Source organism: Pseudomonas sp. DY-1, assembly GCF_003626975.1.
In the GTDB taxonomy this organism is placed as follows: domain Bacteria; phylum Pseudomonadota; class Gammaproteobacteria; order Pseudomonadales; family Pseudomonadaceae; genus Metapseudomonas.
The window spans coordinates 5,267,249-5,293,094 of the sequence record NZ_CP032616.1 but is presented as its reverse complement, the minus strand read 5'-3'; the positions used below and the strand labels follow the sequence as shown (position 1 = coordinate 5,293,094).

Here is a 25,846-nt window from a genome sequence, read left to right as displayed (position 1 = left end):
CCGGTACGGCGGTGCGCTCTGCGGCGCTCGGGGAATGGGCATCACGGCCCGGCACGATAATCGCTCGGCAGCCTGCCCGTCCATTTGCGGAAGGCGCGGCGGAAGTTGGAGGGATCGTTGAAGCCCAGCAGGCCGGCGATCTCGAACAGCGGCAGCTGGGTGCTGCTGAGGTACTGCAGCGCCAGCCCCTTGCGCACTTCGTCCAGTACCTGTTGATAACTGGTGCCCATGGCCGCCAGGTGTCGGCGCAGGCTGCGCCCGCTGGTATGCAGGGCGCGGGCGGCACCGTCGAGGTCGGGGAAATCGCCGGGACGAGCCATGAGCAGGCGGCGCACACGGGTCAGCAACGCGTCCTGCACATCCAGGGTGGCCAGCAACGCCTCGCACTGCTGCTGGCACATCTGCACCGTGGCGGGGTTTGCCAGGGCCATGGGCCGCTCCAGGTAGTGCTTGGGCAGGCTCAGCCAATGGCAGGACTGCTCGAACTGCGCTTCGACACCGAAGACCTCCACATAGCGCGCCGCATAGGCCGGCGCCGGGTGGGCGAAACCCACTTGCTGCCCGTGCAGCTCTTCACCCAACAGAAAGCGCGCGATGCTGAAGAAGCTGGCCAGCAGCCCTTCCCCGGCGAATCGCCCCAGGGGGCCCATCGGGAAAGATTCGGTCGCCCGCAGTTGCAGGCAATCGCCCTGCTCCACCAGCTCCAGTTCATAGGCCAGTCCCAGGACGCGGTAGTACTTCAGGGCAAACTGCAGGGCGCGACCAAGGTTGGCGCTGGAGAGCACCGCATAGCCAAGGATTCCATGGGTGGAGACATTGAGGCGCCTGCCAAGCAGCAGGCCCAGGGCTGGTTCCCGGCACAATTGCAGGGCGGTGCCGGCGAGCTGGTTGAAATCGAGGAACGACAGGCGGCCATTGGGGGTGCCGAGGATCTCCGGCCGGACCCTCGCACCGGCAAGCAGCGCCTCGCGCGCCACGCCCAGCTCTTCAGCCAGACCCAGCAAGGATTCGGCGTAGGCGACGGGCACCAGTTCGGCGGAGAAGGTCAGGGATTGCTTCATATTGGCGTCTTGTTCTGGTTGTGGCCGGATATGACCCGAAGGTTGGCAGAAGATAACCTTGTCCTACAAAACCCGGCAAGCGGATATTGGGACCATGGTCCATACAGACTCAAGGAGCCCCCATGGCCAGCACCACACCCGAAGGATTGGTAATCCGCCCGCGCCACATGGATTTCGAATTTCCCAATCCGCTGCCCCGCCACTGGCACAGTGGCGATGCCTTCAAGAGCCACCTGTTCGACGCGATGTCGGTGCTTTTCCCTGACGGCGAGCGCTTCTTCATCGACTCGGTCCGCCTGTTCCGCCACCAGATCGACGACCCGACCCTGAAGGAGCAGATCCGCGGCTTCATCGGCCAGGAAGGCCACCACAGCCGCGAGCACCTGGAGTACAGCAATCGCCTGCGCGACCTCGGCTACGACATCGGCGCCATCGAGCGCCGCGCCCAGGCACGCATCCGCTACACGCAGAAGAAGTTCTCTGCACGCCGCCAACTGGCCGCCACTGCCGCCCTGGAACACATCACCGCGATCATGGCCGATGGTCTGTTGAAGAACCCCGAGTACATGGCTGGCGCCCACCCGGTTATGGCGCGTCTGTGGCGCTGGCATGCGCTGGAGGAAACCGAGCACAAGGCAGTGGCCTTCGACGTGTACAACCAGGTCTGCGGCAGTCATCGCCTGCTGCGCCGGGCGATGATGATGGGCACCTTCTTCTTCGTCCTCGACACCACCCGCGGCCTGGCCCACATGCTCAAGCGCGACGGGCTCTTGTGGAACTGGCGCGTCTGGCGCGACGGCCTGAGCTGGATGTGGGGGCGCAACGGTATCTTCCGCCCGTTGGTGCGTACCTACCTGGACTTCTTCAAGAAAGGCTTCCATCCGTGGCAGCACGACAACCTGGACCTGCTGTACAAGACCCGCGAAGAGTTCGATGAGCCTCAAGCGAGTGCTGCCTGAGCATTGACCGGATGAGAAAAACGGCCCTTCGGGGCCGTTTTCTTTTGAGCTCGGGGTGATTGGGTAGGGTGCGCCGTGCGCACCAGGAAGTCCGCACGGGAAACTCGATGCGCGCGGCGCACCCTACAGCCAGGTTCGACCGGTCAGCCCAACAAGAACCTCATCGCATCCGCCGCGCTCTGCTGCGGAATCTCTTCCATCGGGATATGCCCGACGCCAGGGTAGGTCTTCACCTCGATACCGGGCAGGTCGCGCTGCCAAAGCGGCACATGCTTCGGTGAAATCCAACGGTCCTTCTCGCCCCAAAGCAGCAGCGTCGGCGCCGTGATCTGCGCCACGCGCTGGCTGGTGCCTTCCAGTTCCTCCTGGTTGACCTTCAGCAGTACGCGGAAGATCTCCATCATCGCCCGACGGTTACCAGGGCGGCGGCTCAGGTCGTAGTAACGATCCACCACACCCGGCCTGATCCGGCCCGGTTCGCCGTAGACTTCCTTGATGCCCTGAGCGATCAGTGCCCTGGGCATCCACAGCGGCATGGCCAGGGTGGCGCCGGGGAGCGCAGCGGAGGCGATCATCCACGGTACCTTGCGCATCTGGTAGCCGGCCGGGTCGATCAGCACCAGCTTGTCGACCCGCTGCGGCTGAGTCAGGGCGAAGTTCCAGGCAATGTAGCCGCCCAGAGAGTTGCCGGCGATGGATGCCCTGGTCACGCCCAGGTAATCCATCAGCAGGCCGAGGATGCCGACCATGCGTTCGGCCGAGTAGTCACCGCCGCGCTTGGGACCGGTGAGGCCAAAGCCCGGCACGTCGAAGCGAATGATGCGGTAGTACGGGGCGAAGGCTTCGACCCAGCCATCCCAGGTATGCAGGGAAGCCACCACGCCATGGATCATCACCAGGGCCGGCTTGTCGCGGCTACCTTCGTCGCGGTAATGGACGTTGAAACCATCCAGCTCGATGAAACGCGAACCGCTATCGGCGCTGGCATAGCGCGCCTTGAGGCGGTCGAGCGGCAGGGAGCCGAAACCCAGACGGGCGAAACCGGCGGCGAGCGGCGGCGACAGCGGCAAGCTGGATGCGGACATGCGGGGGCACCTCGTGATTGTTGTTGTCGAGGGCCTATCACAGCACGCAGCCCGGAAGACCGCGCCCAACCTAGGATGTGTCCGTCGTGTTAGAGGGCGCGTGGGCGCAGTGCAGCGATCAGCAGATCCCCCAGCACCGTCTTGGCCCGCTCGATCCCGCTGGCGGAGGCGGCACTACCCAGCAGCTCCAGGGATGCCGCCTCCATCGCCCAGATCAGCGCGCGATAGGTCAGCGGGTCGCGCGCATCACCTTCGCCATGCAGGCGTTCGGCGAGCAGGCGGCCCATCTCCTCGTGGGCCCGCTGGCGGTGGCTCGCAAGGGGGGAATCGGCACGCAGGGCTTCTTCCTGCATCAGACGAATGATGGGGCCGACGGCCAGGTGGTAATCGAAGAAACGCGCCACCATCCCGCGCAGCCAGGCGTCGGCGCTGCCGGCGTCGTCCTGCATCTCGCGAAAGCGCGCCAGCAGCAGGACCACGGCCGTGCGATAGATGCTTTCCAGCACATCCATCTTGTTCGCGAAGTACTTGTAGAAAGTGCGGCGGGACACCCGGGCCGCCTCCAGCAAGTCGTTGACCGTGGTCTCGGCGATACCCTTGCGGGCGAATACCGGGATGGCCGCCAACTGGATATTGGCGCGCAGAATATGGCCCACCAGCGGCCCTTCGCCTTCGCCCTGCTGGCGCACGGCGTTGAAACCACCCAGGTCCTCGAACACCGCACGCACGGCACCCTGCTCGCTCGTTTCCATCAGCCTGTTTCCCAACCAAGGCGCGGGTGACGGCGCATCGCGGCCTCGTTACTCTTGGCCGGCCCTTCCCCGCAGGATTGTCCTGATCGATGACGCTAACACGCCCCCTGCTCTTGCCGCTGGCCATCCTTTTGCTGGTGTTCGCCCTGCGCGCACCGGCCGCCGAGCTGTTCTACCTGGGGCAGAAGATCCCGGACATCCAGCGCCCCTGGTCAAGCGCCGACTATCACCAACTGATCCTGGCCCTGCAGAAGATCGATACCACCCAGGTCAACGCCCTGCCGCGACGCAGCGGCGAGTTCACCGGCCCCATCTACACGCGCATGGTCAGTGAGCAGAACTTCAAGCCACAGCTGAACATCTATGCGCCATTGGAGCTGCGACAGAACGAGGCGCGCGAAGTGCTCTTCCAGCTCAAGGAGCTGATGCGCCTGTACTTCGACTTCAAGGCCGCGCAGCAACCCTACGGTGCCGAGGCGCTGGGCCTGATGACCTATTCACTGCGCCAGCAGGCCATCCTCTTCACCCTCACGGTGGAGTTCTGGATGACGCTTTCCGAAAAGGAACAGACCAGCCAGATTCGCCTGCAGGGCCTGCAGGAGACCAAGGCTGCCGCCGCCATGCTGACCTCCAGCGCACTGGACTACCTGGGTCTGACCCGCCAGTTCAATCGAGAAGACCTGGTGCTCTACAGCGCCGAACTGGCCAAGCAACTGCCGGAGCTGTTCGTGCATCTGCCAGCGGATGTGCGTGGGCAACTGCTGGCGCGGGTGGCCGAACTGGCGGAGAAACATCGATACGACGAGGTGCGCGCGAACATGGCCGACCTGCTACCGGTACTGGTCAGCATCCAGCAGGACGTGGACGCCCAGTTGGCCAAACCCACTCCGACGAAACCGGCCAAGCCGGCATTGGACCTCTCGGTACCGCAGGCCACCTCAGCGAAGTAGACCTAGCGCCTTGGCCCGGGCCACGGCCTGGGTGCGGCGCTCCACGCCGAGTTTGCTGTTGATATGGCGGGCGTGGCTTTTCACCGTATGTAATGAGATGAACAGGCGCTCGCTGATTTCCTGGTTGGAGCAGCCCTGGGCGATCAGCTGCAGCACCGCCAGCTCCCGCGAACTCAATGCCTCGGCGGCCCCGACGTCCGCTGGTAGCGCAACCTCGGCGCCCGGCAGCAGGTCGAGCAATTCGCGCACCGAATCCGGAGAGCGTGTCGCCAGTTGCTCGCGGAGCCACTGTGGATGCTGCTCCAGCAGCTCCCGATATGGCAGCAGGGAACCGCATTGCAGGCATTCCAGGGCACGGTCGAGCAACGCCGAGGCTTCGCGCTCGCGACTGGTGCGCAGCAGACTTACCAGTTGCAGCCGTGCTCCCAGGGCCACATGCATGATTCCCTGGCTTTCGGCCTTCTCCAGCAACGCCCTGAGCCGAGCCTCCGCTTCGACCGCCTTACCTTGCGCACGGGACAACGCGGCCGATTGCTGCTCGATGCACAACGGCAGCAGCGGGTGGAACTCCGGCGCCGCTGCAGCCCCTTCGCCCGCGTAGGTTTCTTCCAGTCGTGGCAGCCAGGCTTCCGCCAGTTCGAGCTGCCCCTGTGCCAGCCAGAGCTCGCATTTGGACAGGGTGATCATCGCCAGGTAGTAAACCGGCGGTACGTCCCAGATGTGCATCAGCCGCTCGGCCTCGGCCAGTTGCGCAAACGCGGCGGCGAAGCGCCCTTCACGCCCTTCCAGGGCGGCCAGGGCGCAGTGCCCGATCAACAGGCTGATATCGCGGCAGGCACGGGCTTCGGCAATGCCCGCCTGCAGGCTGACCCGTGCTGCCTGATGCTGCATGCGCATACACAGCAGGAAGCCCTGATAAAGCATCAATCGCGCCCTTGCCACACAGGCCCTGGGAACTTCCACGCCGCGCAGGCGCTCCAGGCCTTTCTGCACTTCGGCCTGAGCCCGCAGCGTTTCGCCACGCACCTGCAGGACGCGGGCACGGTCGTAATGGACCAGCGACTCGAACAACGGATTGGCGCCGCGCTGGGCCATTTCCAGCGCTTCGCGGTTGAGGCCACGAGCGCGCCAGAGGTCGCCGCGCACCAGGGCAATATTCCCCAGCAGCGACAGGCAGAGGTGGCGCTGGCCGTAGTTCTCCGGCGACAACGCAGTCAGGGCCTCGGTACAGGAAGCTTCCGCACGCTCGATATCGCCACGGCCACGGGCGATCAGCCCGTTGATGGCCTGCCATTGCACCAGCAGGCTGCGCTGTTGAGCGGCGTCCGGTGCGGGCAGGAAGCGCGCCAGGTTGCTGGCCAGTTCTTCCGCTGCATCCAGCTGGCAAGCCAGGCCCAGAGCCAGGCTGTAGAGCACGATCAGGCGCGGCGTGCTGGACAGCAGGCTGTCGGGCAAGTCCATCTTCCAGCGCAGCAGCATGGCGATGTTCTGGTTGGCCAGCAGTTGCTCCTCGGACAGGTTCTGCACCAGCGAGGCCGCCACATCGGGCTGGCCAGCACGCAGGGCCTGTTCCACCGCCTCATCCAGCAGCCCACGTGCGCTGAACCAGCGGCAGGCGCGCAGGTGCATTCCGGAAGGCGTCAGGCTCGTGGTGCCACGGGCACGCAACAGATCGGAGAACAGGTGGTGATAACGGAACCATTGGCCCTGCTCGTCCAGCGGCACCAGGAACACCTGGTGCGCCTGCAGGTGGCGTAGGATCGCGGCGCTGTCGTGGCTCTCGCGCACGGCATCGCAGAGCCCGGCGCAGAAACGCTCGAAGCGGGCGGTCTCGAAGAGGAAGGCCTGGACTTCGGGCGGCTGTCGCTCGATGACTTCCTCCAGCAGGTATTCGCGAATCAGGCTCTCATCGCCATGGGCGACCTGCTCGACACCAGTACCAGCCGGTGCTTCCTGGCCGGCCAGGAGCCACAAGCGAAGGCCGGCGACCCAGCCTTCACTGCGTTGCAGCAGGCCTTCAAGGTCGTTGCTATCGAGTTTGGTGCCCTGGCTGCTGAGCAGAGCCAGGCACTCGTCCTCAGTCAGGCGAAGGTCCTGTTCATTGAGCTCCAACAGGTGACGCGACAGGCGCAGCCGCGCCAGGTGCCAGTCCGGGCGCTGGCGACTGGTGACCAGCAGTACCCAGCCATCGGGCAAGTGGTTGAGGAGGAACTGCAGGCAGCGATCGAGCACTGCGTTCTGCGCAAGGTGATAGTCGTCCAGCACCAACAGCAGCGGCTGGTTTGCATCCAGGCGCTCGGCGACTTCGTCGAGCAGGCCATCCAGCCACTGCTCGAAGGCGAAAGGCTGGTGGCGCTGGCGCATCTTCAGGTGCCCCATGGCTTCGTCGCCCAGGCCCGGATAGAACTGGCGCAGGCCATCCAGCAAGCGTTCGAGAAAGCGCCCCGGATCGCTGTCGCGCCGACTCAGGCTGAGCCACAGACTTTGCCAGCCATCAGGCAGGTCCTCGCAGAACTCGATCGCCAGGGAGCTTTTGCCAAAGCCGGCGGGGGCACTGAGCATCAGCAGACGACCGTCGAGGCCGGCGGCAAGCCGCTCGCACAGGCGCGGACGCGGGACATGGCCGGCGGGACGCGGCGGGCGGAAAAAGCGCGCATCTGCCACGGGGACAGCGGACGACGAAATGGTTCGCGAACTGGTCAGTACGGTCATCACCCAGCTTCTAGGAATGTTGTACGTGCGGGGGGCGAGCTCGAAGGAGCCTAGCCGTTCGGGAGAGCCAATAGAAGCCCCGCCGGGAAGGAAGTACAGACAAGAAAAAGCCGGCCCGGAGGCCGGCTTCGCAACAGGGTGTTGCAGCGATCAGCGAACGCCCGCCTGGCGCAGGGCCGCCGGGGTGTAATCGCTCTCGCCAGCGGTGTAGCTGAAGTCGTAGGACTGTTTCTCCTCGTTCTTCATGCCCAGCGCCAGGTAACGGCCGGACAGCAGGTCGTAGAGGCTTTCCAGCGTGTACCACGGCACCTGATGGTTGTAGTAGTACTGGGCATGAGCCTCGGCAACGCGCCACAGGGTGCCACGACCGTCGTAATGGTCGATGGCGGCGGCTTGCCAGGTGTCTTCGTCGATGTAGAAGTCACGCTTGGCATAGATGTGGCGCTCGCCCGGCTTCAGGGTGGCTACCACATGCCACACGCGGTGCAGCTCGTAGCGGGTCAGGTCCTGGTTGATATGGCCGGCCTTGATGATGTCGCTGTACTTCAGGTTCGGGCCATCCAGCTTGTAGCTGTTGTAGGGGATGTAAATCTCCTTCTTGCCTTCCAGCTTCCAGTCGTAACGGTCCGGTGCGCCGTTGTACATGTCGAAGTTATCGGAAGTACGCAGGCCGTCAGCCGCGGTACCCGGACCGTCATAGGACACCTGCGGGGCGCGACGCACGCGACGTTGACCGGCGTTGTAGAGCCAGGCCAGGCGCGGCTCCTTCACCTGGTTGAGGGTCTCGTGCACCAGCAGCACGTTACCGGCCAGGCGGGACGGCGCAGTTACCCGCTGTTTGAAGTAGAACAGCACGTTGCTCGGCTTGCTCGCGTCGTAGTCCTTCAGCTTGTCGCGGAAGGTGAACTCGTCCTGGAAGTACACCAGGCTGTAGGAGCCGTTCGGCTGCGGGGTCGCCTGGGTCACCAGACGACGCACGCTGCCGCCGCGGTAGCGGGTGATGTGGTTCCAGATCGCTTCCAGGCCGTCCTTCGGAATCGGGAAGGGGTTGGCGGTGCGGAAGTTTTCCAGGCCGTTGCCACCCTCGACCAGCTTGGTATTGGTGGCGTTGAACTTGGTGGCCTCGAGCACGCCGTCTGGCACCGTGGCCGAACGGTGGGTCTTGAACACCGGCATCTTGTAGGTGTCGGGGTAGCGTTTGAACATCGCCAGCTGGCCGGGAGTCAGCTTGTCCTTGTACTGGTCGACGTTCTGCGCGGTGATGGTGAACAGCGGCTGCTCGCTGGCGAAGGGATCCGACAGGAAACCGCGGGCATCGACGTTGCCGGCATTCTTCGGCAGGCCGCCGGTCCATTCGGGGATGGAACCATCGGCGTTGCCGGCCTTTTCCGCGCCCATGGGCGTCAGGGTGGAGCCCAGTTTGGCCGCTTCGTCGGCGGATACCGCAGCCATGACACCAGTGGCCAGCAGGGACAGCGCCAGCACGCCGGTTTGCAGCAGACTCTTTGTTGTTTTCATTTTCATCGTCTTCCTCAAATTTCCAGACCGCTTAGAAGTTCACGCCGAAGCTGAGCGCGAGGAAATCGCGATCGATCGAAGTGTTGTAAGTGCCGCCGAAGAAGTCGGTGTAGGCAAGGCTAGCGGTGTAGGTGTTCTGGTACTCGGCATCCAGGCCCAGGCTCACGGCCTTGTTGCCTTCGTTGAACACGCCGTTCGGGCCGTAGCCATCGACGTCATGGGACCAGGCGATGCTGGGCTTCAGGTTGATACCAGCGAATACGTCGTTGTAGTCCCACACGGCACGGGCGCGGTAACCCCACGCTGTAGTGGTGACGAAGCCGTCGTCCTCGCAGTACTTGGTGAGGTTTTCCGCAGTGGCGCTACCCAGGGTGCTCAGGTTGAGCGCACGGCACTGACCAGCCGGCAGCGGGCCAGGACCAAAGACCGGGTCACGGCCGTAGCGAGCCTCGGTCGTGCTCTCCAGGCCGCCGGTATGGACGACACCGACTTCGCCCACCAACGTCAGACGACTGGCGCCCATGACCTGGTCGAAGAAGTGGGTGAAGGTGGTCTGGAACTGGGTGACTTCCTTGCGGCGATAGCCAGGCTGGTCGGTGTTCGGACGACCGGTCAGCACCGACACGTTGGGGTTCAGCGGGCTCAGGCCGGAGAACAGGATGTCGGTGGTGTTCAGCTGTACCGGCAGGTTCGGACGGTAGCTGACCTCACCGCTCCAGGCGGTACCCGTGGGCAGGGTGGTGGAGAAGCTCAGGCCATAGAGGCGGATGTCTTCCGGGTACTCAACGTAGTACTGGCTGTTGCCGGCAACTACGAGCGGCAGCAATTGCGGTACCAGGGCATTGACGGTGCCCGGAATCGCGGCGCCAGGAATGGTGCCAGCCAATGCGCCGCCCAGCGCCTGACCCAATGCGGTCGGCGAGTAGGAGGCGGCCGGTGCGCCACGACCGCTGAAGTACGGGTTGCGGCTGTGATAATTCATGAAGTACAGGCCGAACTCGGTATCCAGTTCCTCGGCGAAGTAGCGGAAAGCGGTACCCCACTGACCATCATCACGGGCGTCGCGGTCCGGACCACGTTTGACGATCGCGCCTTCGTCCGGGTTGCCCCACTGCACGCCGCGGGCTTGCAATGCGCTGACAATATTGTTCTGGGCTGCAGCCGGCAGACGGGCGGCTGCAAGGGCATTGCGAAGACCCTGCTGGGTACGCAGTACGGCCAGGTTCTGGTCGCAGCCGTCGGCGATCACGTCCGGCTGGGCGAAGAAGGTGCCGCAGTTGTCGACGACGGTCTGGTCCCACTCGATCTGGTAGAAGGCTTCGGCGGACAGGTTGTCGGTCAGGCTCTGGGACACATAGAACATGTTGACCGGGATCAGGCCTTCCTTGATCTCGGCGCCCGGACGACGGAATGCGGACACGTCTACCGGGTTGATGGAGTTGATGCTGTTGCCGATGAAGGTGCTTTCACCCCAGCTCACCACCTGTTTGCCCAGGCGAACGCTGCCCGGCAGATCGGCGATGTTGTAGTTGTGGTAGACGAAGGCGTCGAGCAGTTCGGCGCCGGACGACTTGGCGCCTTCCTTGCGATTGCTGTCGTCGATGTCCTTGAACAGGCGGCTCTCGTCCTTCAGTTCGAAGTCGTACCAGTATTTGCCACGAACGAAGACGCCGGTATCGCCGTATTTCAGTTCGAGGTCATGGATGCCCTTGAAGATCTTGGAGAAGGTTTCGCCCTTCTTGAAGTTCAGGTGGGAGTCGTCGGAGGTCTGGGACAGACCGTCTCCACCGTTGTTCACGCCGATCAGGTCCTTGTCGGCCCCCCGCATCGACCAACTGGCCCCCACGGACAGCGAAGAGTCGAACTGGCCTTCGATTTCACCGAGGTTGAACGTCACGCCGAAGGCCGGAGCTGCAAGCGTGGAAGCGAGGCTGACGGCCAGTGGCAGTTTCGCCAGGCGCCAGAACGTTGTGGTTGTTGTCATCGACGCTACTCCATGTGTTTTTTGTTATTGATGGTTGCGGACTATAGCCAGCGGGTATTAGCGCTTGATCCCTCGAAAGTGTGATTTGGAACCCCCAGGCACTCTGGCTCGCACCTTCCGACGGACTAGTCCGATCCTTCGGTAGGAAAGATAGCCAGTAATTTTCAGAAAGCAGCAATTAACAAGCCAAGCGTTTGCTTGGTTGTCTGGCCGAAAAAAAGCCCAGGCCGCGCAAGGCGCGGCCTGGGCTGTTCAGCGGACGAGGGACGAAAGGTCAGAGTGCGGAGAGGAAAGTGCTCCCGGCAGCCTGCCATTGGGCGATGTCGACACGAATGCGTTTCTTGTCCAGTTTGCCCACGCTGGTCTTGGGAATTTCAGTAACAACGGCGATCTGGCTGGGAATTGCCCACTTATTGATGTGACCTTGCTCGACGAACGGCTTGAGGTGTTCCTTCAGCACTTTGGCATCCAGGCTCTGGTTGTCACGAACCACCACCAGGGCGAAGGGACGTTCACCCCACTGCGGATCGGGCACCCCAACCACGGCCACTTCGCGTACCGCCGGGTGACGACTGATCAGGTCTTCCAGCTCAAGGGAAGAGATCCATTCGCCACCGGTCTTGATCACATCCTTGATGCGATCGCGGATATCGATGAAGCCCATGCCGTCCAGCGTTGCCACGTCGCCAGTGTGCAGCCAGCCGTGCTCCCAGAGCTCCTCGCTCTTCTGCGCTTCGTTGAAGTAGCCATAGGTCAGCCAGGGCGCGCGCAGCACCAGTTCCCCTTGAGATTCGCCGTCCACCGGCTGGAACTTGCCGTCGGCATCCATGATGGCGGGCTCGACCAGCGGTACCGGCACGCCAGCCTTGATGCGGTAAGTGGTGCGCTCATCCTCACTGCCGGCCAGCAGCTCTTCGTTGAGGTGGGCCACCGAGATCAGCGGGCAGGTCTCGGACATGCCATAGGCGGCGGTGAGCTGGATGCCTCGAGCCTTGGCCGACTCATACAGGGCACGGTTCAGCGCACTGCCACCAATGATCATCTTCAGGCCGCCGAAATCATGGCCCTGGGCAGTGGGCGCATTCATCACCATCTGCAGGATGGTGGGTACGCAGTGGGAGAAGGTGACCTTCTCTTCGCGGATCAGCTTGCAGAGCATGTCCGGCTCGTAGCGGCCGGGGTAAACCTGCTTCACCCCGAGCATGGTGGCCACGTAAGGCACGCCCCAGGCATGCACGTGGAACATCGGGGTGATGGGCATGTAGACGTCATCGGTGCCCATCAGGCGGATACTGTCCAGCGCGCCGATGGTGGCGGCCATGGACAGGGTATGCAGCACCAGTTGGCGATGGGTGAAATACACGCCCTTGGGATTGCCGGTGGTACCGGTGGTGTAGAAGGTGGTCGCCACCGAGTTTTCATCGAAGTCGGGGAAATCGTACTTCGGACTGGCCGCTGCCAGCAGGGTCTCGTACTCACCCACCAGGTTCGGCAGGTCGGCATCGTGGTCGCTGCCGTCGGTGAGCAGCAGGGTCTTTTCCACCGTAGTCAACTGACCACCGATGGCCTTGAAGATCGGCAGGAACTCGCTGTTGACCAGCACGAAGCGGTCGTCGGCGTGATTCATGGTGTAGAGGATCTGGTCCGGCGAAAGACGGATGTTGATGGTGTGCAGCACGGCGCCAATCATCGGGATGGCGAACATGCACTCCAGGTAGCGATGGCTGTCCCAATCCATCACCGCAACGGTGTCGCCAGCCTTCACCCCGGCCTGGGTAAGTACGTTGGCCAGGCGCGCGACGCGCTCGTTGAAGGTCGCGTAGCTGTAGCGGATGCGGTCGCGGTAGACAATCTCGCGGGTCTTCTCGTAGCGGCTGCCGGACATCAGCAGGCGCTTGATCAGCAGGGGATAGACGTAGGCGTTTTCAGCGGGCTTGATGACGCGGGTCTGAAGCATGAGGCACACCTGGCGAGGTTGGGAAACTTTTCGTTGTTCCCGACTTTAGGTCGCATTGGCCAGGCGCAAATCAGTCAAAAGAGTGATTTGATGGATGACTCTTTTTAGCCTTCTGGTCACGAGATAGAATCCGGCGCTCCGGCCGGTCGCGGCCAGTAATCCACAGAGGTAGGTTCGAGATGTCCGATATCGTTATCGTCAGTGGCGCCCGTACTCCCATGGGCGGCTTCCAGGGCAGCCTGTCCGGCGTTTCCGCCGTGGACCTTGGAGCGCTGGCCATACGCGAGGCCGTCAACCGCGCCGGCATCCAGCCGGCCGACGTGCAGGAAGTGATCATGGGCAACGTGCTGCCTGCTGGCCTCAAGCAAGGCCCGGCCCGCCAGGCGGCGCTGAATGCCGGCCTGCCCGCAGCCACCGGTTGCACCACCATCAACAAGCTCTGCGGCTCCGGCATGAAGGCCGTGATGCTGGCCCATGACCTGCTCAAGGCCGGCAGCAACTCCGTAATGGTGGCCGGTGGCATGGAAAGCATGTCCAACGCCCCCTATGTGCTGGAAAAGGCCCGCACCGGCCTGCGCATGGGCCATGGCGAAATCAAGGACCACATGTTCCTCGATGGCCTGGAAGATGCCCGTACCGGCCGTCTGATGGGCTCATTCGCCCAGGAAACCGCCGACAAGTACGGCGTTTCCCGAGAAGAAATGGACGCCTATGCCATCGAATCCCTCAAGCGCGCCCAGGCCGCCATTGCCGATGGTTCACTGGCCGCCGAAATCGTCCCGGTGACCGTCACCACCCGTAAGGGTGAGGTCGTGGTCAAAGACGACGAGCAACCGCTCACCGCCAACCTGGACAAGATCCCAGGCCTCAAGCCTGCCTTCCGGAAAGACGGCACCATCACCGCCGCCAACGCCAGCTCCATTTCCGACGGCGCCAGCGCACTGGTCCTGATGACCGCCGAAGAAGCCGCCCGCCGTGGCCTCAAGCCGCTGGCGAAGATCGTCGGCCACGCCACCCAGAGCCAGGACCCGGCCGAATTCACCCTCGCCCCTATTGGCGCCATGACCAACCTGCTCAAGAAAACCGGCTGGAACAAGGACGAGATCGACCTGTTCGAGATCAACGAAGCCTTCGCCATGGTGACCATGCTGGCCATGCGCGAACACGGCCTGGACCACGCCAAGGTCAACGTCTACGGCGGCGCCTGCGCCCAAGGCCACCCAGTTGGTTCCACCGGCTCGCGCATCATCATCACCCTGATCAACGCCCTGCGTAACAAGGGCGGCAAGCGCGGCGTGGCTTCGCTGTGCATCGGTGGCGGTGAAGCGACTGCGGTAGCGATCGAGCTGCTCTAAGGCCCATCGCTGGATAGAGAAAGGCGCGGCTTTGGCTGCGCCTTTTTTTGTGTGAGTGGACGTCAGTATGGCTTTTGCCTAACAGGCGCGAGCACTTCTACTTCCCGGAGAGCGGCTGGGAATGAGGGAGTTTCCAAGAGCTATGCCGCCACCACCTTCGGCACATGCGCCGGCGTGCGCGGAAACACTAGCGCTGCCGCGAAGGTCAGCACCGCGAATCCAACCAGCACCAGATACAGCCCCGTCAGCCCCTGTCTCGGCTCGATGAAGGCAATCATCGGGATTGCCGCGGCACTCGCACCAAAGGAAACGAAATAGCGCAGTGCGAACACTCGTGCCTGCCATTGCGGTGCCACGAAGTTGGCGACCATCGAATCGTTCACCGTCACCTGGCCGAACACCACGAACATGAAGGCCGCGCCCAGCAGGATCACCACCCCGCCATCGAACCAGGCCATGGCCAGCAGCAGCGGCGCCTGGCAGAAGGTAAGCAGGACGAAGGGCACCTTCAGGCTGACGCGATCGATCACCCGGCCGATCAGCAACTGGGCGATGGCGCCGAAGGCGTAAGCCAGGCTGACCACCAGGCCGAGGGTTTCTTGTGTGGAGAAGAGGTCATGCAGGCGCTCCTGGAACAGCTTGGGATAGGTCACGGTGGACGCGTTGAACACGACCCCGCCGGTGGCCGTCACCAATGCCAGCACGCCGAATACCAGTGGCATGGAGACCCCGCCCGCAAGACCTCCACGCCGGGCCCCGGCCGCTGCCACGGGCGCAGCCTCGTCGCGCACGCACCAGGCGAACCAGAACCCCACCAGCATGGCCACGACGCCCGGCAGGATGAATGCCACGCGCCAGCCGAGACGCACCGTGAGAAAACCCGTCAGCAACGCCGCAAAGGCCACTCCCAGGTTGCCCCACATACCGTTGATGCCGATCTCACGTCCGCGACTCTCCGCATGGGCCACCAGCATCGCCGTGCCCACCGGGTGGTAGATGGCGGCGAACACTCCGACCAGGGTAAGGCCCGCCACCAGTGTCGGGACCGAAGTACTCAGGCCTGTGAAGATGGCCGAGGCGCCGATACCCAGGAAGAACAGCAGCATCATCTGGCGCCGGCTCCAGCGATCCCCCAGCCAACCGGCAGGTAGCGAGCATGCACCGAAGGCGATGAATCCGCCGAGCGACAGGCCTATCAGCTCGCCGTAGGCCAGACCGAAGTCGCGCCCCATGCCAAGCACGGCAGCCGGGAAGATGAGCATGAACATGTGGTCGATCACATGGGCGGCATTGATGAAGCGGATAACGGTGCGGGGTCGATTCATGACGGCGACGTTCTTGTTGGTGGAGCGGCCATGCTAGGTTGTCCGCATTGAACCAACCTGCCATAGAAGTCATCGAATCAGACATGCTCATCAGACTCCACCAGCAAGGCCGCCTGAGTGCGGTCGCCCGCGACTATCAGGACGGTGCCCATGTCGAGCGCCACTGCCACGAGGAAGCGCAGTTCCTCTACGCGGCACGAGGTCTGATGCGTCTGGTCACCACAGCCGGTGCCTGGGTGATACCACCGACCCAGGCGGTGTGGATTCCGCCGGGCGTGGAGCACCAGATCTTCATGGCCGGGCAGGTGCAGATGCGTACCCTGTTCATCACCGCCGATGCAGCGCCCGCCTCGCTCGACAGTTGCTGCGTGCTGGCGGTACCGCCCCTACTGCGGGAGCTGGTCCTGCGCGCCGTTCAACTGGAAGAAATGGACGGCGAGGAGCACAAGTCCCTGGTGCAACGGCTGGTCCTCCACGAAATCGCCGCCCTGGAGCACATGCCCTTGCACCTGCCTTTGCCGGAAGACCGCCGCCTGCGGGCCATCTGCCTGGCGTTGCTGAAAGCTCCGGAACAGGACCGCACGCTGGAAGATTGGGGACTGGAAGTAGGCGCCAGCAGCCGCACCCTGGCCCGACTGTTCGCTCGCGAACTGGGCATGAGCTTCAACGACTGGCGCCAGCAATTGCGGCTGACCGAGGCCTTGCCGCGTCTGCTGTCGGGACAGAGCGTGCAGATAGTGGCCGTTGACCTTGGCTACGGCAGCGGCCGTGCGTTCAGCGCCATGTTCCGGCGCCTGCTGGGTAAGAATCCGAAGGAGTACGTGAACAGCCTGGGGCTGCTGGCCACGCTGGAGAAGGAATAGAAAAACCACGCTTGTAGGACGTGGAATTGTTTGTGCCCCCTGCGCCAAGCATGACCTTTGCGCCTGGCGACTTACCGGGCGTGTAGGAGCGAGCTTGCTCGCGAACAGTCCGAGCACGATCCTTCGCGAGCAAGCTCGCTCCTACGGAAAGGATGAACCGTTACCTGCGGGGCGAACTCATACGCCAAGCGGGCTGAAGGCCCGCCCAGCGTGGTTCATTTCAGCTCGGTAAAGGCCAGCTTGATCCCCAGCCCCACCAGCACCGCTCCCATCAGCCGGTCGAACCAGTGCCCCATACGGGCGAATCCTGCACGCACCCGGCGCTGGCTGAACAGCAGCGCCACGAGGCTGAACCACGTGGCAGTGGCGAAAGCCAGGTAAACGCCGTAGCCGGCCTGGATCGCCAGCGGCGTGTGCGGGTTGATGACCACCGTGAACAACGACAGGAAAAACAGGGTTGCCTTGGGATTCAGGCCATTGGTAACGAAACCGGTGACGAAGGCTCCACGCGGACTGCGTTCGCCAGCCATGAGCGCGGCCTCGGTAGCGACTGGGTCGGCCGGCTTGGCCCGCAGGGCCTTGATGCCGATGTACAGCAAGTAGGCCGCTGCAGCCCACTTAAGCGCGTTGAACAACATGATCGACTGGGACACGACCAGGCCGATGCCCAGCAGCGAATAGGCCACATGCACGAAGATGCCCGTGCCCACGCCAAGCGCGGTCCAGGTTCCGGCGCGGCGCCCATGGGCCACGCTCTCGCGCACCACGATGGCGAAGTCCGGTCCGGGGCTGGCCACGGCCAGCAGGTGGATCAGGGCGACGGTGAGGAATTCCGTCCAGTACATGCGACCTCCAAGGGATGTAACAAGCTTTGTTAGGCTGGCAACCTTACGCCTTCCCACGGACTCGCAAAAGGTACAGCCCCGCATGAAAAGCAGCCGCGCCGTCTTCCTCGATCACGCCTCCCTCGATCTCGGCGACCTCGACCTGAACCCGCTGCGACAAGTCTTCGGCGAGCTGCAACTGCATGGGCAAACTGCGCCTTCCGAAGTGGCGGAACGCCTGAGCGGTGCCCAGGTGGCGATCAGCAACAAGGTGCACATCGACGCGGCAGCGATGGCAGCCAACCCGGCTCTCAAGCTGATCCTGGTAGCCGCCACCGGTACCAACAACATCGACCTCGATGCGGCCCGCGCCCGCGGCATCACTGTCTGCAACTGCCAGGCCTACGGCACGCCCTCGGTGGCCCAGCACACCCTCGCGTTGCTGCTCGCCCTGACCACCAGCCTGCCGGACTACCAGGCCGCCGTGCGCGCCGGCCGCTGGCAGCAGTCCAGCCAGTTCTGCCTGCTGGACTTCCCGATCTTCGAACTGGACGGCAAGACCCTCGGCCTGCTCGGACACGGTGAGCTGGGCGGCGCGGTGGCCCGATTGGCGGAGGCCTTCGGCATGCGCGTGCTGCTCGGCCAGCTACCGGGTCGCCCACCTCGCGCCGACCGCCTGCCGCTGCACGAACTGTTGCCCCAGGTGGATGCCTTGACCCTGCATTGCCCGCTAAACGAGCAGACCCGCGACATGATCGGCACCGCCGAACTGGCCCTGATGAAACCGGGCGCCCTGCTGGTGAACACCGCCCGCGGCGGCCTGGTGAACGAAGAGGCTCTGGCCGCCGCCTTGCGCAGCGGCCACCTCGGCGGTGCCGCGACTGATGTACTGACCCAGGAACCGCCACGGGATGGCAACCCTCTGCTGGCCACCGACATCCCGCGCCTGATAGTCACCCCGCACAGCGCCTGGGGTAGCCGCGAGGCCCGCCAGCGCATCGTGCAACAGCTTGCCGAGAACGGCGCCGCCTGGCTGAAGGATTCGCCCGTCAGAGTCGTCAGCTAGTTCCTACAACTTCCTGATAAAATTCGCTGCTTTTATCAGGATCTCCTTTAGATGGACCCACGCAGCGAAGTCCTGCTTCGACAGGCCGATCTGTTCCAAGGCGCGGTGTTACTGGCCGGATTGCCCGCCGACGACCTGCTCGACACCTTGCCGCAGGCCAGTGGCTGGAGCTGGCACGCCGGTGACCAGGCGGCCCTTGAAAGCCGCTTTGCCGGGCGTAGCCATTTCGGCACCACGCCGCCGGATACCCCTTTCACCGCTGCGGTGCTTTTCCTGCCCAAGTCCCGTGAACTGGCTGACTACCTGCTGGCCGCGCTTGCGGCCCGCCTGCCCGGCGGTGAACTCTTCCTCGTCGGCGAGAAACGCGGCGGTATCGAGCGTGCTGCCAAGCAACTGGCCGCGTTCGGCAAGCCGCGCAAACTGGATAGCGCGCGCCATTGCCAGCTGTGGCAGGTGAGTATTGAGCAGACCCCCGCCGCCCCCGACCTGGAGGCCCTGGCCCAGCGCTACTCGCTGGATCTGGCCGACGGCCCGCTGGAAGTGGTCAGCCTGCCCGGCGTCTTCAGCCATGGCCGCCTGGACCGCGGCAGCGCCCTGCTCCTGCAGCAACTGGATGGCCTGCCCAATGGCCATCTGCTGGACTTCGGCTGCGGCGCCGGCGTACTGGGCGCGGTACTCAAACGGCGATATCCACAGAGCCAGCTGACCCTGCTGGACGTCGATGCGTTCGCCGTTGCCAGCAGCCGCCTGACTCTGGCCGCCAATGGACTGGAAGGGGAGGTGATCGCCGCCGACGGTATCCATGGCGCTCCGGCAGGCCTTTGCGCAATCATCAGCAACCCGCCGTTCCACCAGGGCGTGCACACCGACTACCAGGCCAGCGAGGACTTGCTGCACGAGGCCCGCAACCACCTGCGGCCGGGCGGTGAGCTGCGTATCGTGGCCAACAGCTTCCTCAAGTACCCACCGCTTATCGAGTACCATCTCGGCCCCTGCCAGACCCTCGCCGAAGGGGATGGCTTCCGCATTTACCGCGCCCGCCTGGCCTGACCTGGCGGGCACCGCCTCAATACCCTTGCTCAAGCGGCATCCAATAGCCGCCCTCTCCCCTGGCCTCGGCGGGGGGGGATCTGGAGATCTTTGTGACCAATTTGAACACTGCCAGCGCTACTCCACTCAAGGATGGGCTGCATCGCTCCCTCAAACCACGCCACCTGAACATGATCGCCATCGGCGGCTCCATCGGTACCGGCCTGTTCGTAGCCTCCGGCGCCACGGTCGCAACTGCCGGGCCGGGCGGCGCGCTGCTGGCCTACGCACTGATTGGCCTGATGGTCTACTTCCTGATGACCAGCCTGGGCGAGATGGCCGCGCACATCCCGGTTTCCGGCTCGTTCAGCACATATGGCAGCCGCTTCGTCGACGATGGATTCGGTTTCGCCCTGGGTTGGAACTATTGGTACAACTGGGCGGTGACCATTGCCGCTGAACTGGTAGCGGCGCAGCTGATCATGAGTTTCTGGCTGCCGGACGTGCCCGGCATCTACTGGAGCGCCCTGTTCCTCGGCTTGATGTTCCTGCTCAACGTGATCTCGGTGAAGGGCTTCGGCGAAAGCGAGTTCTGGTTCGCGCTGATCAAGGTGGTGACGGTGGTGGTGTTCATCGGCATCGGCCTGGCCACGATCTTCGGCATCATGGGCGGCATCGAATCCCCCGGATTCAGCAACTTCACCACAGGCGATGCGCCCTTCGTCGGCGGCCTGCAGGCCATGGTCGGGGTGGCGATGATCGCCGGATTCTCCTTCCAGGGTACGGAGCTCATCGGCATCGCCGCAGGTGAATCGGAGAACCCCAAGAAGAACATCCCCATCGCCATCCGCCAGGTGTTCTGGCGCATCCTGATGTTCTACATCCTGGCGATCTTCGTGATCGGCATGTTGATTCCCTACACTGAACCGAACCTGCTGAAGAACGACGCCAGCGATATCAGCGTGTCGCCCTTCACCCTGCTATTCGAGCGTGCCGGTTTCGCTGCCGCAGCCAGCGTGATGAATGCGGTGATCCTCACGGCCATCCTCTCCGCCGGCAACTCCGGCATGTATGCCTCGACCCGCATGCTTTACAACCTCGCCCTGCAGGGCAAAGCGCCGAAACTCTTCGCGCGCCTCTCCGCCAGTGGCGTGCCGCGCAACGCGCTTTATGCCACTACCCTGGTCGGCGCGCTGTGCTTCTTCACCTCCATCGTCGGTGACAGCACTCTCTACACCTGGCTGCTGAACACCTCGGGCATGTGCGGATTCATCGCCTGGCTGGGCATCGCCATTTCCCACTACCGCTTCCGCAAGGGCTACCTGACCCAAGGCGGGCGCCTGGAAGACCTGCCTTACCGCGCCAAGCTGTTCCCCTTCGGACCACTGTTCGCCTTCACCCTGTGCCTGCTGATCACCCTCGGGCAGAACTACCAGGCCTTTTTCGGCGACAAGATCGACTGGGCCGGTCTGGCGGCCACCTACATCAGCCTGCCGTTGTTCCTCGCCATCTGGCTGGGCTATCGCATGAAGAAGGGCAGCCGTCTGGTCGCCTACTCGGAGATGGACGTGCGCGGCGGCGACAACTGACCGACCGGCATTTCGCGCTTGCCGGGGCGGCCCGGCTTGTGCAAAATGCGCCCCGTCCTAGGGGAGTAGTCTCCCGCGAGCGCCCTGCTCGCCCGGCGTGCGTCAACACACTTGGTCCACAGACCATGGCGCATGCGACCCCGAGCCTGCAAAGACAGGCCAGCGGTTTGACAAGACCTATGACACATACAACCTGACCCGGGGTGGGCAGATTGCGTGTGTCATGGTGATTAGTCGACCCGCCCCCGTAGGAACCCTGATGCTGGAATCCCTCTTCGTCCCGACGCTGATCGTTGCCCTCGCCGAAATCGGCGACAAGACTCAGTTGCTCGCACTACTGCTTGCCGCCCGCTTCCGCAAACCCTGGCCGATCATCTGGGGCATCGTCGCGGCTACCCTGGCCAACCACTTCGCCGCTGGCGCCGTAGGTTCATGGGTCGCCAGCTTCTTCTCTGCCGCCACCCTCAGCTGGATCCTCGCGGCATCCTTCGCCGCCGTGGCCCTGTGGACCCTGGTGCCGGACAAACTGGATGACGACGAAGAGTCCGGCCTGAAGAAGTACGGCCCGTTCCTCACCACGCTGATCGCCTTCTTCCTCGCCGAAATGGGTGACAAGACCCAGGTCGCGACCGTGATGCTGGCCGCCCAGTACCCGCACTTCGTCATGGTGGTCATGGGCACCACCCTCGGCATGCTGATCGCCAACGTACCGGTGGTGCTGGCCGGCAACTTCGCCGCCGACCGCCTGCCGCTGACCTTGATCCGCCGCCTGGCCGCCATCGCCTTCGCTGCCCTGGCCGTCTATGCCGTTTACGAAGCGCTGAAGCTCAGCGGGACGTTCTGACGGGTTGCCGCGCCTGAGAAGCCCGTGGGGCGGATGCCGCCCTTCGGGCTTCGCTCCGCTTACCCCGCACCACGGCGCTTCGGCCAATGGAATCGCCACGTGTATCGGTATTGTTACGCGCTGGATCAAGGCGCAGGGGAGCGCATCGTGTCACTGGACGATATGAAGCGGCTGGTTCGCCAGCACATCGAGCTGTCGTGGAACAAGGGTCGCCTGGCCCTGGCCGAGCAGCTGCAGAGCAAGGACTTCCTCTACAAGAGCTCCTTCATCGGCCGCGCCTTGAACAGCGCCGCCTACGCCCAGATGGTAGCGAACATCCGCGAGGCCATGCCTGATCTGGAAGTGGTGGTGGAGGAATGCATCGCCGAAGGCAACAAGGTGGTGACCTGGTGCACCCTGATCGGCAGCATCCAGAAACCCGCCCTGGGCTACCCGCCCAGCGACAAGATCCTCAGCATTTCGGCCATGGCCTTCTGGACCCTGAACAGCGTGGGTGAAGTGCAGGAAATCTGCACCATGTTCGACATGGAAAGCTTCCGCGCCCAGCTCGGTCTCGCCACCCAGCCTCTGGCCGAGAAAGCCCTGCCTTAATCAGAGATAGCCGTTGGCCCGGAACCAGCCAATGGTGCGTTCCAGGGTGACGTCCAGCGGCGTCTCGGCGACGAAGCCCAGTTCATGGCGCGCCTTGCTGCCATCGAGGAACTGCCCGCCAGCCATCACCGCGATCGCGGTGTCATCCAGTTTCGGCAGCTCGCCGGATAACCGGTAACGCAAACGTCCGAGCACCGCGATGCCTTTGGCCATTGCCAGCGGCATGGGTTGCGGCGGCTGAACACCGAGCAGCCTGGCAATTCGCTCGGTCAGCTCGGCCAGCTCGATGTTCTGCCCGGTCAGCAGGTAGCGCTCGCCCGCCCTTCCCTTCTCCAGCGCCAACAGCAGGCCCCGCCCGGCGTCGGCTGCATCCAGCAGGTTGCGCCGGCCGGGTACGTAATGAGTCATCCAGCCCTGCGCCATCGCGGTGACGAGGCGCCCGGTACTAGGACCTGCGTCGAACTCGCCCAGGCACATGCCGGGAATCCCGATGATTACAGGCAGTCCGCTGCGGGCCTGTTCGCGGGCCTGTTCATCGAGTGCCCACTTGCTCAGCAGATATGGGTTCTTCCAGCGCGGCATCCCCTCATAGAACAGCCCTTCGTGGCCGGGCAGTCCTTCGGGATGTCGCGGCAGGGCGATGGCGGCGCCGGTGTAGAGGATGCGCGGGACATGCGCGGCGAGACATGCGGCATAGAAATGGTTGGTCTGGTCGAGGGCGCTGGCGACTTCCTCTTGCCAGCGGCGCGGCCGCTTCGGGTAGCCGGCGGCACAGAAGATCACGCCGTCGATGTCGCTGAGCGCGCGGGTGAGACCGGCATGGTCCAGCAGATCAGCCGCCCGGCACTCGGGCTCCAGGTATGCCAGGCGCTCGATCCGTGACGTCGGCCGGTGTATCAGCACCAGGCGGTGCCCGGCGACCTTTACCGCTCGTGCCGCGTGATGGCCGAGCAGGCCAGTTGCTCCCAGTACGGCGATTTTCACTGCGACTCCTCATCCGCTGGAGATTCGCCACCCCGACGCTTCGAGGTGGCGGCGAGCAGTCTAGAACGCGGGTTGCCGGGATGCCAGCCGGGATCACCGACAACCCGGATGTTCCTAGCGCTGTCCCTTCGCTTGCTCGTAAAGTGGCATCACCTTTGGAATGGCTGCCTGCAACGACGACATGCGCGAGCCTGACGACGGGTGTGTACTCATGAACTCCGGTGGAGCTCCACCACCGGTCTGCTCCATCTTCTGCCAGAGGCTGATGGCGGCGTTCGGGTTGTAGCCGGCACGGGCGGCGAGCTCCAGGCCGATGAGGTCGGCTTCGTTCTCATTGGAGCGGCTGTTGGGCAGGGTCATCAGGTATTCCACACCCGCGTTGGCCATCCCCAGACCAGCCTGACCGACACCCAGGACCGAACCGATCTGGTTGGCCATCTGCACGCCATAGGCCTTGGACATGGCTTCGCGGCTGTGTTCGCGCAGGGCGTGGGCGATCTCATGCCCCATCACCGCTGCCAGTTCGTCGTCGGTGAGTTTGAGCTTATCGATCAGGCCGCTGTAGACGATGATCTTGCCGCCCGGACCGCAGTTGGCGTTGAGCTCGTCACTGTCGATCACATTGGCTTCCCAGGCCCATTGCGCGGCATCCGGACGGAACGCGGAAGTTTGGGCGATCAGCCGCTTGGCAATCGCATCGACACGACGGGCGTCGGTGCTGTTCTTGTCCAGCACGCCCTTCTGCTGCGCCTCGGTCACGGTCTGCTGGTAGGACTGGGCGTACATCTGATTCAGCTCAGAACTCGACAACATGCTGAACATGTACTGCTTGCGTTCGACGCCGACTGCTCCGCCGCTGGTGGTATTGACGGCCTGGCATCCTGCCAGGAGCAGGGCCGCGGTCAGCCCGGACAGGTAAAACAGCTTGGCCATGGTGGCTCTCCATCTCTTTGCGAGGTCGGTAATGCTAAGGCTGGCCAGAAACCCGGGCAACCACGTCGCATGTAGACAAGCTGGCGACGTTTTTAACTGCATGCACGACTTAGGAAATTTCACAGTCCGGCCGATATAAGGAATCACGGTGAAATCCCATTTCCGGAGTCCACATGAAGTTCAGGTCCATTCAGTTCTCCATCGCAGCCTTGGCAGGAGCCAGCGTGCTGGCGGTGGTTGCCGCCCTGGTGCTCTACGCCCTGTTTTCCGGTGCGAAAACCCAGGAACTGGTCCAGCAACGCACCCAGGCATTGCTCGAACAGGTGATCAATGATCGCCTGATTGCGCTCGCTGGCTCCCAGGTGAGCCAGATCCAGCGGGAACTGGAGCTGCCCCTGGGAATTGCCAAGAACATGGCTAACCTCAACAGCCTGCTCGGTGAAACCGACGACGCCGGCAATCCCAAGCTGAGCATCAGTCGTGAGCAGCTGAACAACCTGGTTCGCCAGACCACCGAGCGCAACCCCAAGCTCAATGGCAGCTACATCGGCTGGGAGCCCAATGGCATCGACGGTGCCGACGCCAACTATGCCGGCCCGAAGGGGAATGGCTACGACGGCACAGGCCGCTTCCTGCCCTGGTGGTTCCGCAATGCCGACGGCAGCGTTGGCCAGGACGCCATCGGCTTCATGGAAAGCGAGAAGATGCTCCCCACCGGTGTACGTGAGGGCGAGTACTACCTTTGCTCGAAAGAGCGCAAGAAGCCCTGCGCCATCGACCCCGCACCTTATGATGTGGGCGGCAAGATCGTGATCCTCTCGTCGTTCACCGCGCCGATCATGATCAAGGGCGAGTTCAAGGGCATCGCCGGTGCCGACTTCTCCCTGAACTTCATCCAGGACCTGCTGAGTAAAGCAGACCAGCAGCTCTACGAGGGCGCCGGTGACATGGCGCTGCTTGCCAGCAACAACCGCCTGGTGGCCTATTCCCGCGACAGCTCGAAGCTGGGCGAAGACGCTGCCAAGGCGCTGGACTCCACCACCCTGGACAGCCTGCGCGGCCTGTCCGGCGACCAGCCGGCTTACCGCATTGACCAGGCCAGCCAGCGCATCGAGCTGATGGTTCCCTTCGGCATCGGCGACACCGACGCCCGCTGGGTGCTGCTGATTCAGTTGCCGGTACAGGCAGTGATGAAGGAGCTGTCTCAGCTGCAGAGCGACCTCGCCTCCCAGCGCGACGCCGATATCTTCGGCATGACCCTGGTGGGCCTGCTCATCGCTGGTCTTGGTCTGCTGGTGATCTGGTTCGTCGGCTACGGTATCGCCCGTCCGCTGCGCCAGATGGTCGGCATGCTGGATGACATCGCCAAGGGGGACGGCGACCTGACCCAACGCCTGCACAACAACCGCGCCGACGAGATGGGCGCCATCGCTGGGGGCTTCAACACCTTCCTCGGCAAACTGCA

At 63.7% G+C, this 25,846-nt stretch carries 20 protein-coding genes, 1 pseudogene and 1 riboswitch; of the genes and pseudogenes, 10 read left to right on the top strand and 11 right to left on the bottom strand.

The window, feature by feature from the left end; genetic code table 11:
• Positions 1–41: 41 nt before the first annotated feature.
• Positions 42–1,061: an AraC family transcriptional regulator gene (locus D6Z43_RS24865; RefSeq protein ID WP_120654653.1), complete on the bottom strand. Its 1,020-nt coding sequence runs from the start codon at positions 1,059–1,061 to the stop codon at positions 42–44.
• 122 nt (positions 1,062–1,183) lie between these two features.
• Here D6Z43_RS24865 and D6Z43_RS24860 point away from each other — a divergent pair, with 122 nt between their 5' ends.
• Positions 1,184–2,020, top strand: a complete 837-nt coding sequence (locus D6Z43_RS24860; protein ID WP_120654652.1) for a metal-dependent hydrolase — start codon at positions 1,184–1,186, stop codon at positions 2,018–2,020.
• A gap of 143 nt (positions 2,021–2,163) precedes the next feature.
• Here the strand turns inward: D6Z43_RS24860 and D6Z43_RS24855 are convergent, their stop codons facing one another.
• On the bottom strand, positions 2,164–3,105 hold the full coding sequence (locus tag D6Z43_RS24855; RefSeq protein ID WP_120654651.1) for an alpha/beta fold hydrolase: 942 nt from the start codon (positions 3,103–3,105) through the stop codon (positions 2,164–2,166).
• An 89-nt stretch (positions 3,106–3,194) separates the two neighbouring features.
• Positions 3,195–3,857 carry a TetR/AcrR family transcriptional regulator gene (locus tag D6Z43_RS24850; RefSeq protein WP_120654650.1) on the bottom strand — a complete coding sequence of 221 codons (663 nt, stop codon included), beginning with the start codon at positions 3,855–3,857 and terminating at the stop codon, positions 3,195–3,197.
• 89 nt (positions 3,858–3,946) lie between these two features.
• Here D6Z43_RS24850 and D6Z43_RS24845 point away from each other — a divergent pair, with 89 nt between their 5' ends.
• Positions 3,947–4,807, top strand: a complete 861-nt coding sequence (locus tag D6Z43_RS24845; protein WP_120654649.1) for a hypothetical protein — start codon at positions 3,947–3,949, stop codon at positions 4,805–4,807.
• Here D6Z43_RS24845 and D6Z43_RS24840 read toward each other — a convergent pair.
• From D6Z43_RS24840 to D6Z43_RS24825, 4 genes are all read right to left on the bottom strand, one after another.
• Positions 4,796–7,519, bottom strand: coding sequence for a LuxR C-terminal-related transcriptional regulator (locus D6Z43_RS24840; protein WP_120654648.1), 2,724 nt, complete (start codon positions 7,517–7,519; stop codon positions 4,796–4,798). The genes D6Z43_RS24845 and D6Z43_RS24840 overlap by 12 nt on opposite strands.
• A 150-nt stretch (positions 7,520–7,669) precedes the next feature.
• Positions 7,670–9,037 carry a DUF1329 domain-containing protein gene (locus tag D6Z43_RS24835; RefSeq protein ID WP_120654647.1) on the bottom strand — a complete coding sequence of 456 codons (1,368 nt, stop codon included), beginning with the start codon at positions 9,035–9,037 and terminating at the stop codon, positions 7,670–7,672.
• A gap of 31 nt (positions 9,038–9,068) precedes the next feature.
• Positions 9,069–11,021, bottom strand: coding sequence for a DUF1302 domain-containing protein (locus D6Z43_RS24830; protein WP_120654646.1), 1,953 nt, complete (start codon positions 11,019–11,021; stop codon positions 9,069–9,071).
• A 274-nt stretch (positions 11,022–11,295) separates the two neighbouring features.
• Entirely contained in the window at positions 11,296–12,978 is a 1,683-nt protein-coding gene (locus tag D6Z43_RS24825; protein ID WP_120654645.1) for a fatty acid--CoA ligase, read from the bottom strand.
• Between the two features lie 179 nt (positions 12,979–13,157).
• Between D6Z43_RS24825 and D6Z43_RS24820 the strand changes: the two genes are divergently transcribed.
• Entirely contained in the window at positions 13,158–14,333 is a 1,176-nt protein-coding gene (locus D6Z43_RS24820) for an acetyl-CoA C-acyltransferase (RefSeq protein WP_120654644.1), read from the top strand.
• A gap of 140 nt (positions 14,334–14,473) precedes the next feature.
• On the opposite strand, the gene D6Z43_RS24815 is transcribed toward D6Z43_RS24820, so the two are convergent.
• Positions 14,474–15,658, bottom strand: a complete 1,185-nt coding sequence (locus D6Z43_RS24815) for an MFS transporter (RefSeq protein ID WP_120654643.1) — start codon at positions 15,656–15,658, stop codon at positions 14,474–14,476.
• A gap of 83 nt (positions 15,659–15,741) precedes the next feature.
• Between D6Z43_RS24815 and D6Z43_RS24810 the strand changes: the two genes are divergently transcribed.
• On the top strand, positions 15,742–16,521 hold the full coding sequence (locus D6Z43_RS24810) for a helix-turn-helix domain-containing protein (RefSeq protein ID WP_120654642.1): 780 nt from the start codon (positions 15,742–15,744) through the stop codon (positions 16,519–16,521).
• Positions 16,522–16,736: 215 nt separating this feature from the next.
• Here the strand turns inward: D6Z43_RS24810 and D6Z43_RS24805 are convergent, their stop codons facing one another.
• Positions 16,737–17,366 (bottom strand): LysE family translocator, encoded by a 630-nt coding sequence (locus tag D6Z43_RS24805; RefSeq protein ID WP_120654641.1) that lies wholly within the window; start codon positions 17,364–17,366, stop codon positions 16,737–16,739.
• A gap of 82 nt (positions 17,367–17,448) precedes the next feature.
• On the opposite strand from D6Z43_RS24805, the gene D6Z43_RS24800 reads away from it, so the two are divergent.
• The 5 genes from D6Z43_RS24800 to D6Z43_RS24780 all read left to right on the top strand — a co-directional run bounded on the left by D6Z43_RS24800 (position 17,449) and on the right by D6Z43_RS24780 (position 22,464).
• Positions 17,449–18,411, top strand: coding sequence for a 2-hydroxyacid dehydrogenase (locus tag D6Z43_RS24800; protein WP_120654640.1), 963 nt, complete (start codon positions 17,449–17,451; stop codon positions 18,409–18,411).
• 51 nt (positions 18,412–18,462) lie between these two features.
• Positions 18,463–19,461, top strand: coding sequence for a class I SAM-dependent methyltransferase (locus D6Z43_RS24795; protein ID WP_120654639.1), 999 nt, complete (start codon positions 18,463–18,465; stop codon positions 19,459–19,461).
• A 92-nt stretch (positions 19,462–19,553) separates the two neighbouring features.
• Positions 19,554–21,029 carry an amino acid permease gene (locus D6Z43_RS24790; protein ID WP_120654638.1) on the top strand — a complete coding sequence of 492 codons (1,476 nt, stop codon included), beginning with the start codon at positions 19,554–19,556 and terminating at the stop codon, positions 21,027–21,029.
• A gap of 48 nt (positions 21,030–21,077) precedes the next feature.
• Positions 21,078–21,234, top strand: a riboswitch (yybP-ykoY riboswitch).
• A gap of 57 nt (positions 21,235–21,291) precedes the next feature.
• Positions 21,292–21,873, top strand: coding sequence for a TMEM165/GDT1 family protein (locus tag D6Z43_RS24785; protein WP_120655356.1), 582 nt, complete (start codon positions 21,292–21,294; stop codon positions 21,871–21,873).
• A 147-nt stretch (positions 21,874–22,020) separates the two neighbouring features.
• Positions 22,021–22,464, top strand: a complete 444-nt coding sequence (locus D6Z43_RS24780) for a ketosteroid isomerase-related protein (protein WP_120655355.1) — start codon at positions 22,021–22,023, stop codon at positions 22,462–22,464.
• On the opposite strand, the gene D6Z43_RS24775 is transcribed toward D6Z43_RS24780, so the two are convergent.
• The gene (locus tag D6Z43_RS24775; RefSeq protein ID WP_120654637.1) at positions 22,465–23,448 is read right to left on the bottom strand and encodes an NAD-dependent epimerase/dehydratase family protein; all 984 of its coding nucleotides are present in this window, start codon (positions 23,446–23,448) and stop codon (positions 22,465–22,467) included. It lies immediately after the preceding gene.
• A 114-nt stretch (positions 23,449–23,562) separates the two neighbouring features.
• Positions 23,563–24,381 carry a M48 family metallopeptidase gene (locus D6Z43_RS24770; RefSeq protein WP_120654636.1) on the bottom strand — a complete coding sequence of 273 codons (819 nt, stop codon included), beginning with the start codon at positions 24,379–24,381 and terminating at the stop codon, positions 23,563–23,565.
• 173 nt (positions 24,382–24,554) lie between these two features.
• Here D6Z43_RS24770 and D6Z43_RS28845 point away from each other — a divergent pair.
• Positions 24,555–25,835, top strand: a pseudogene (locus D6Z43_RS28845) (HAMP domain-containing protein); the annotation flags it as partial.
• Positions 25,836–25,846 lie beyond the last annotated feature (11 nt).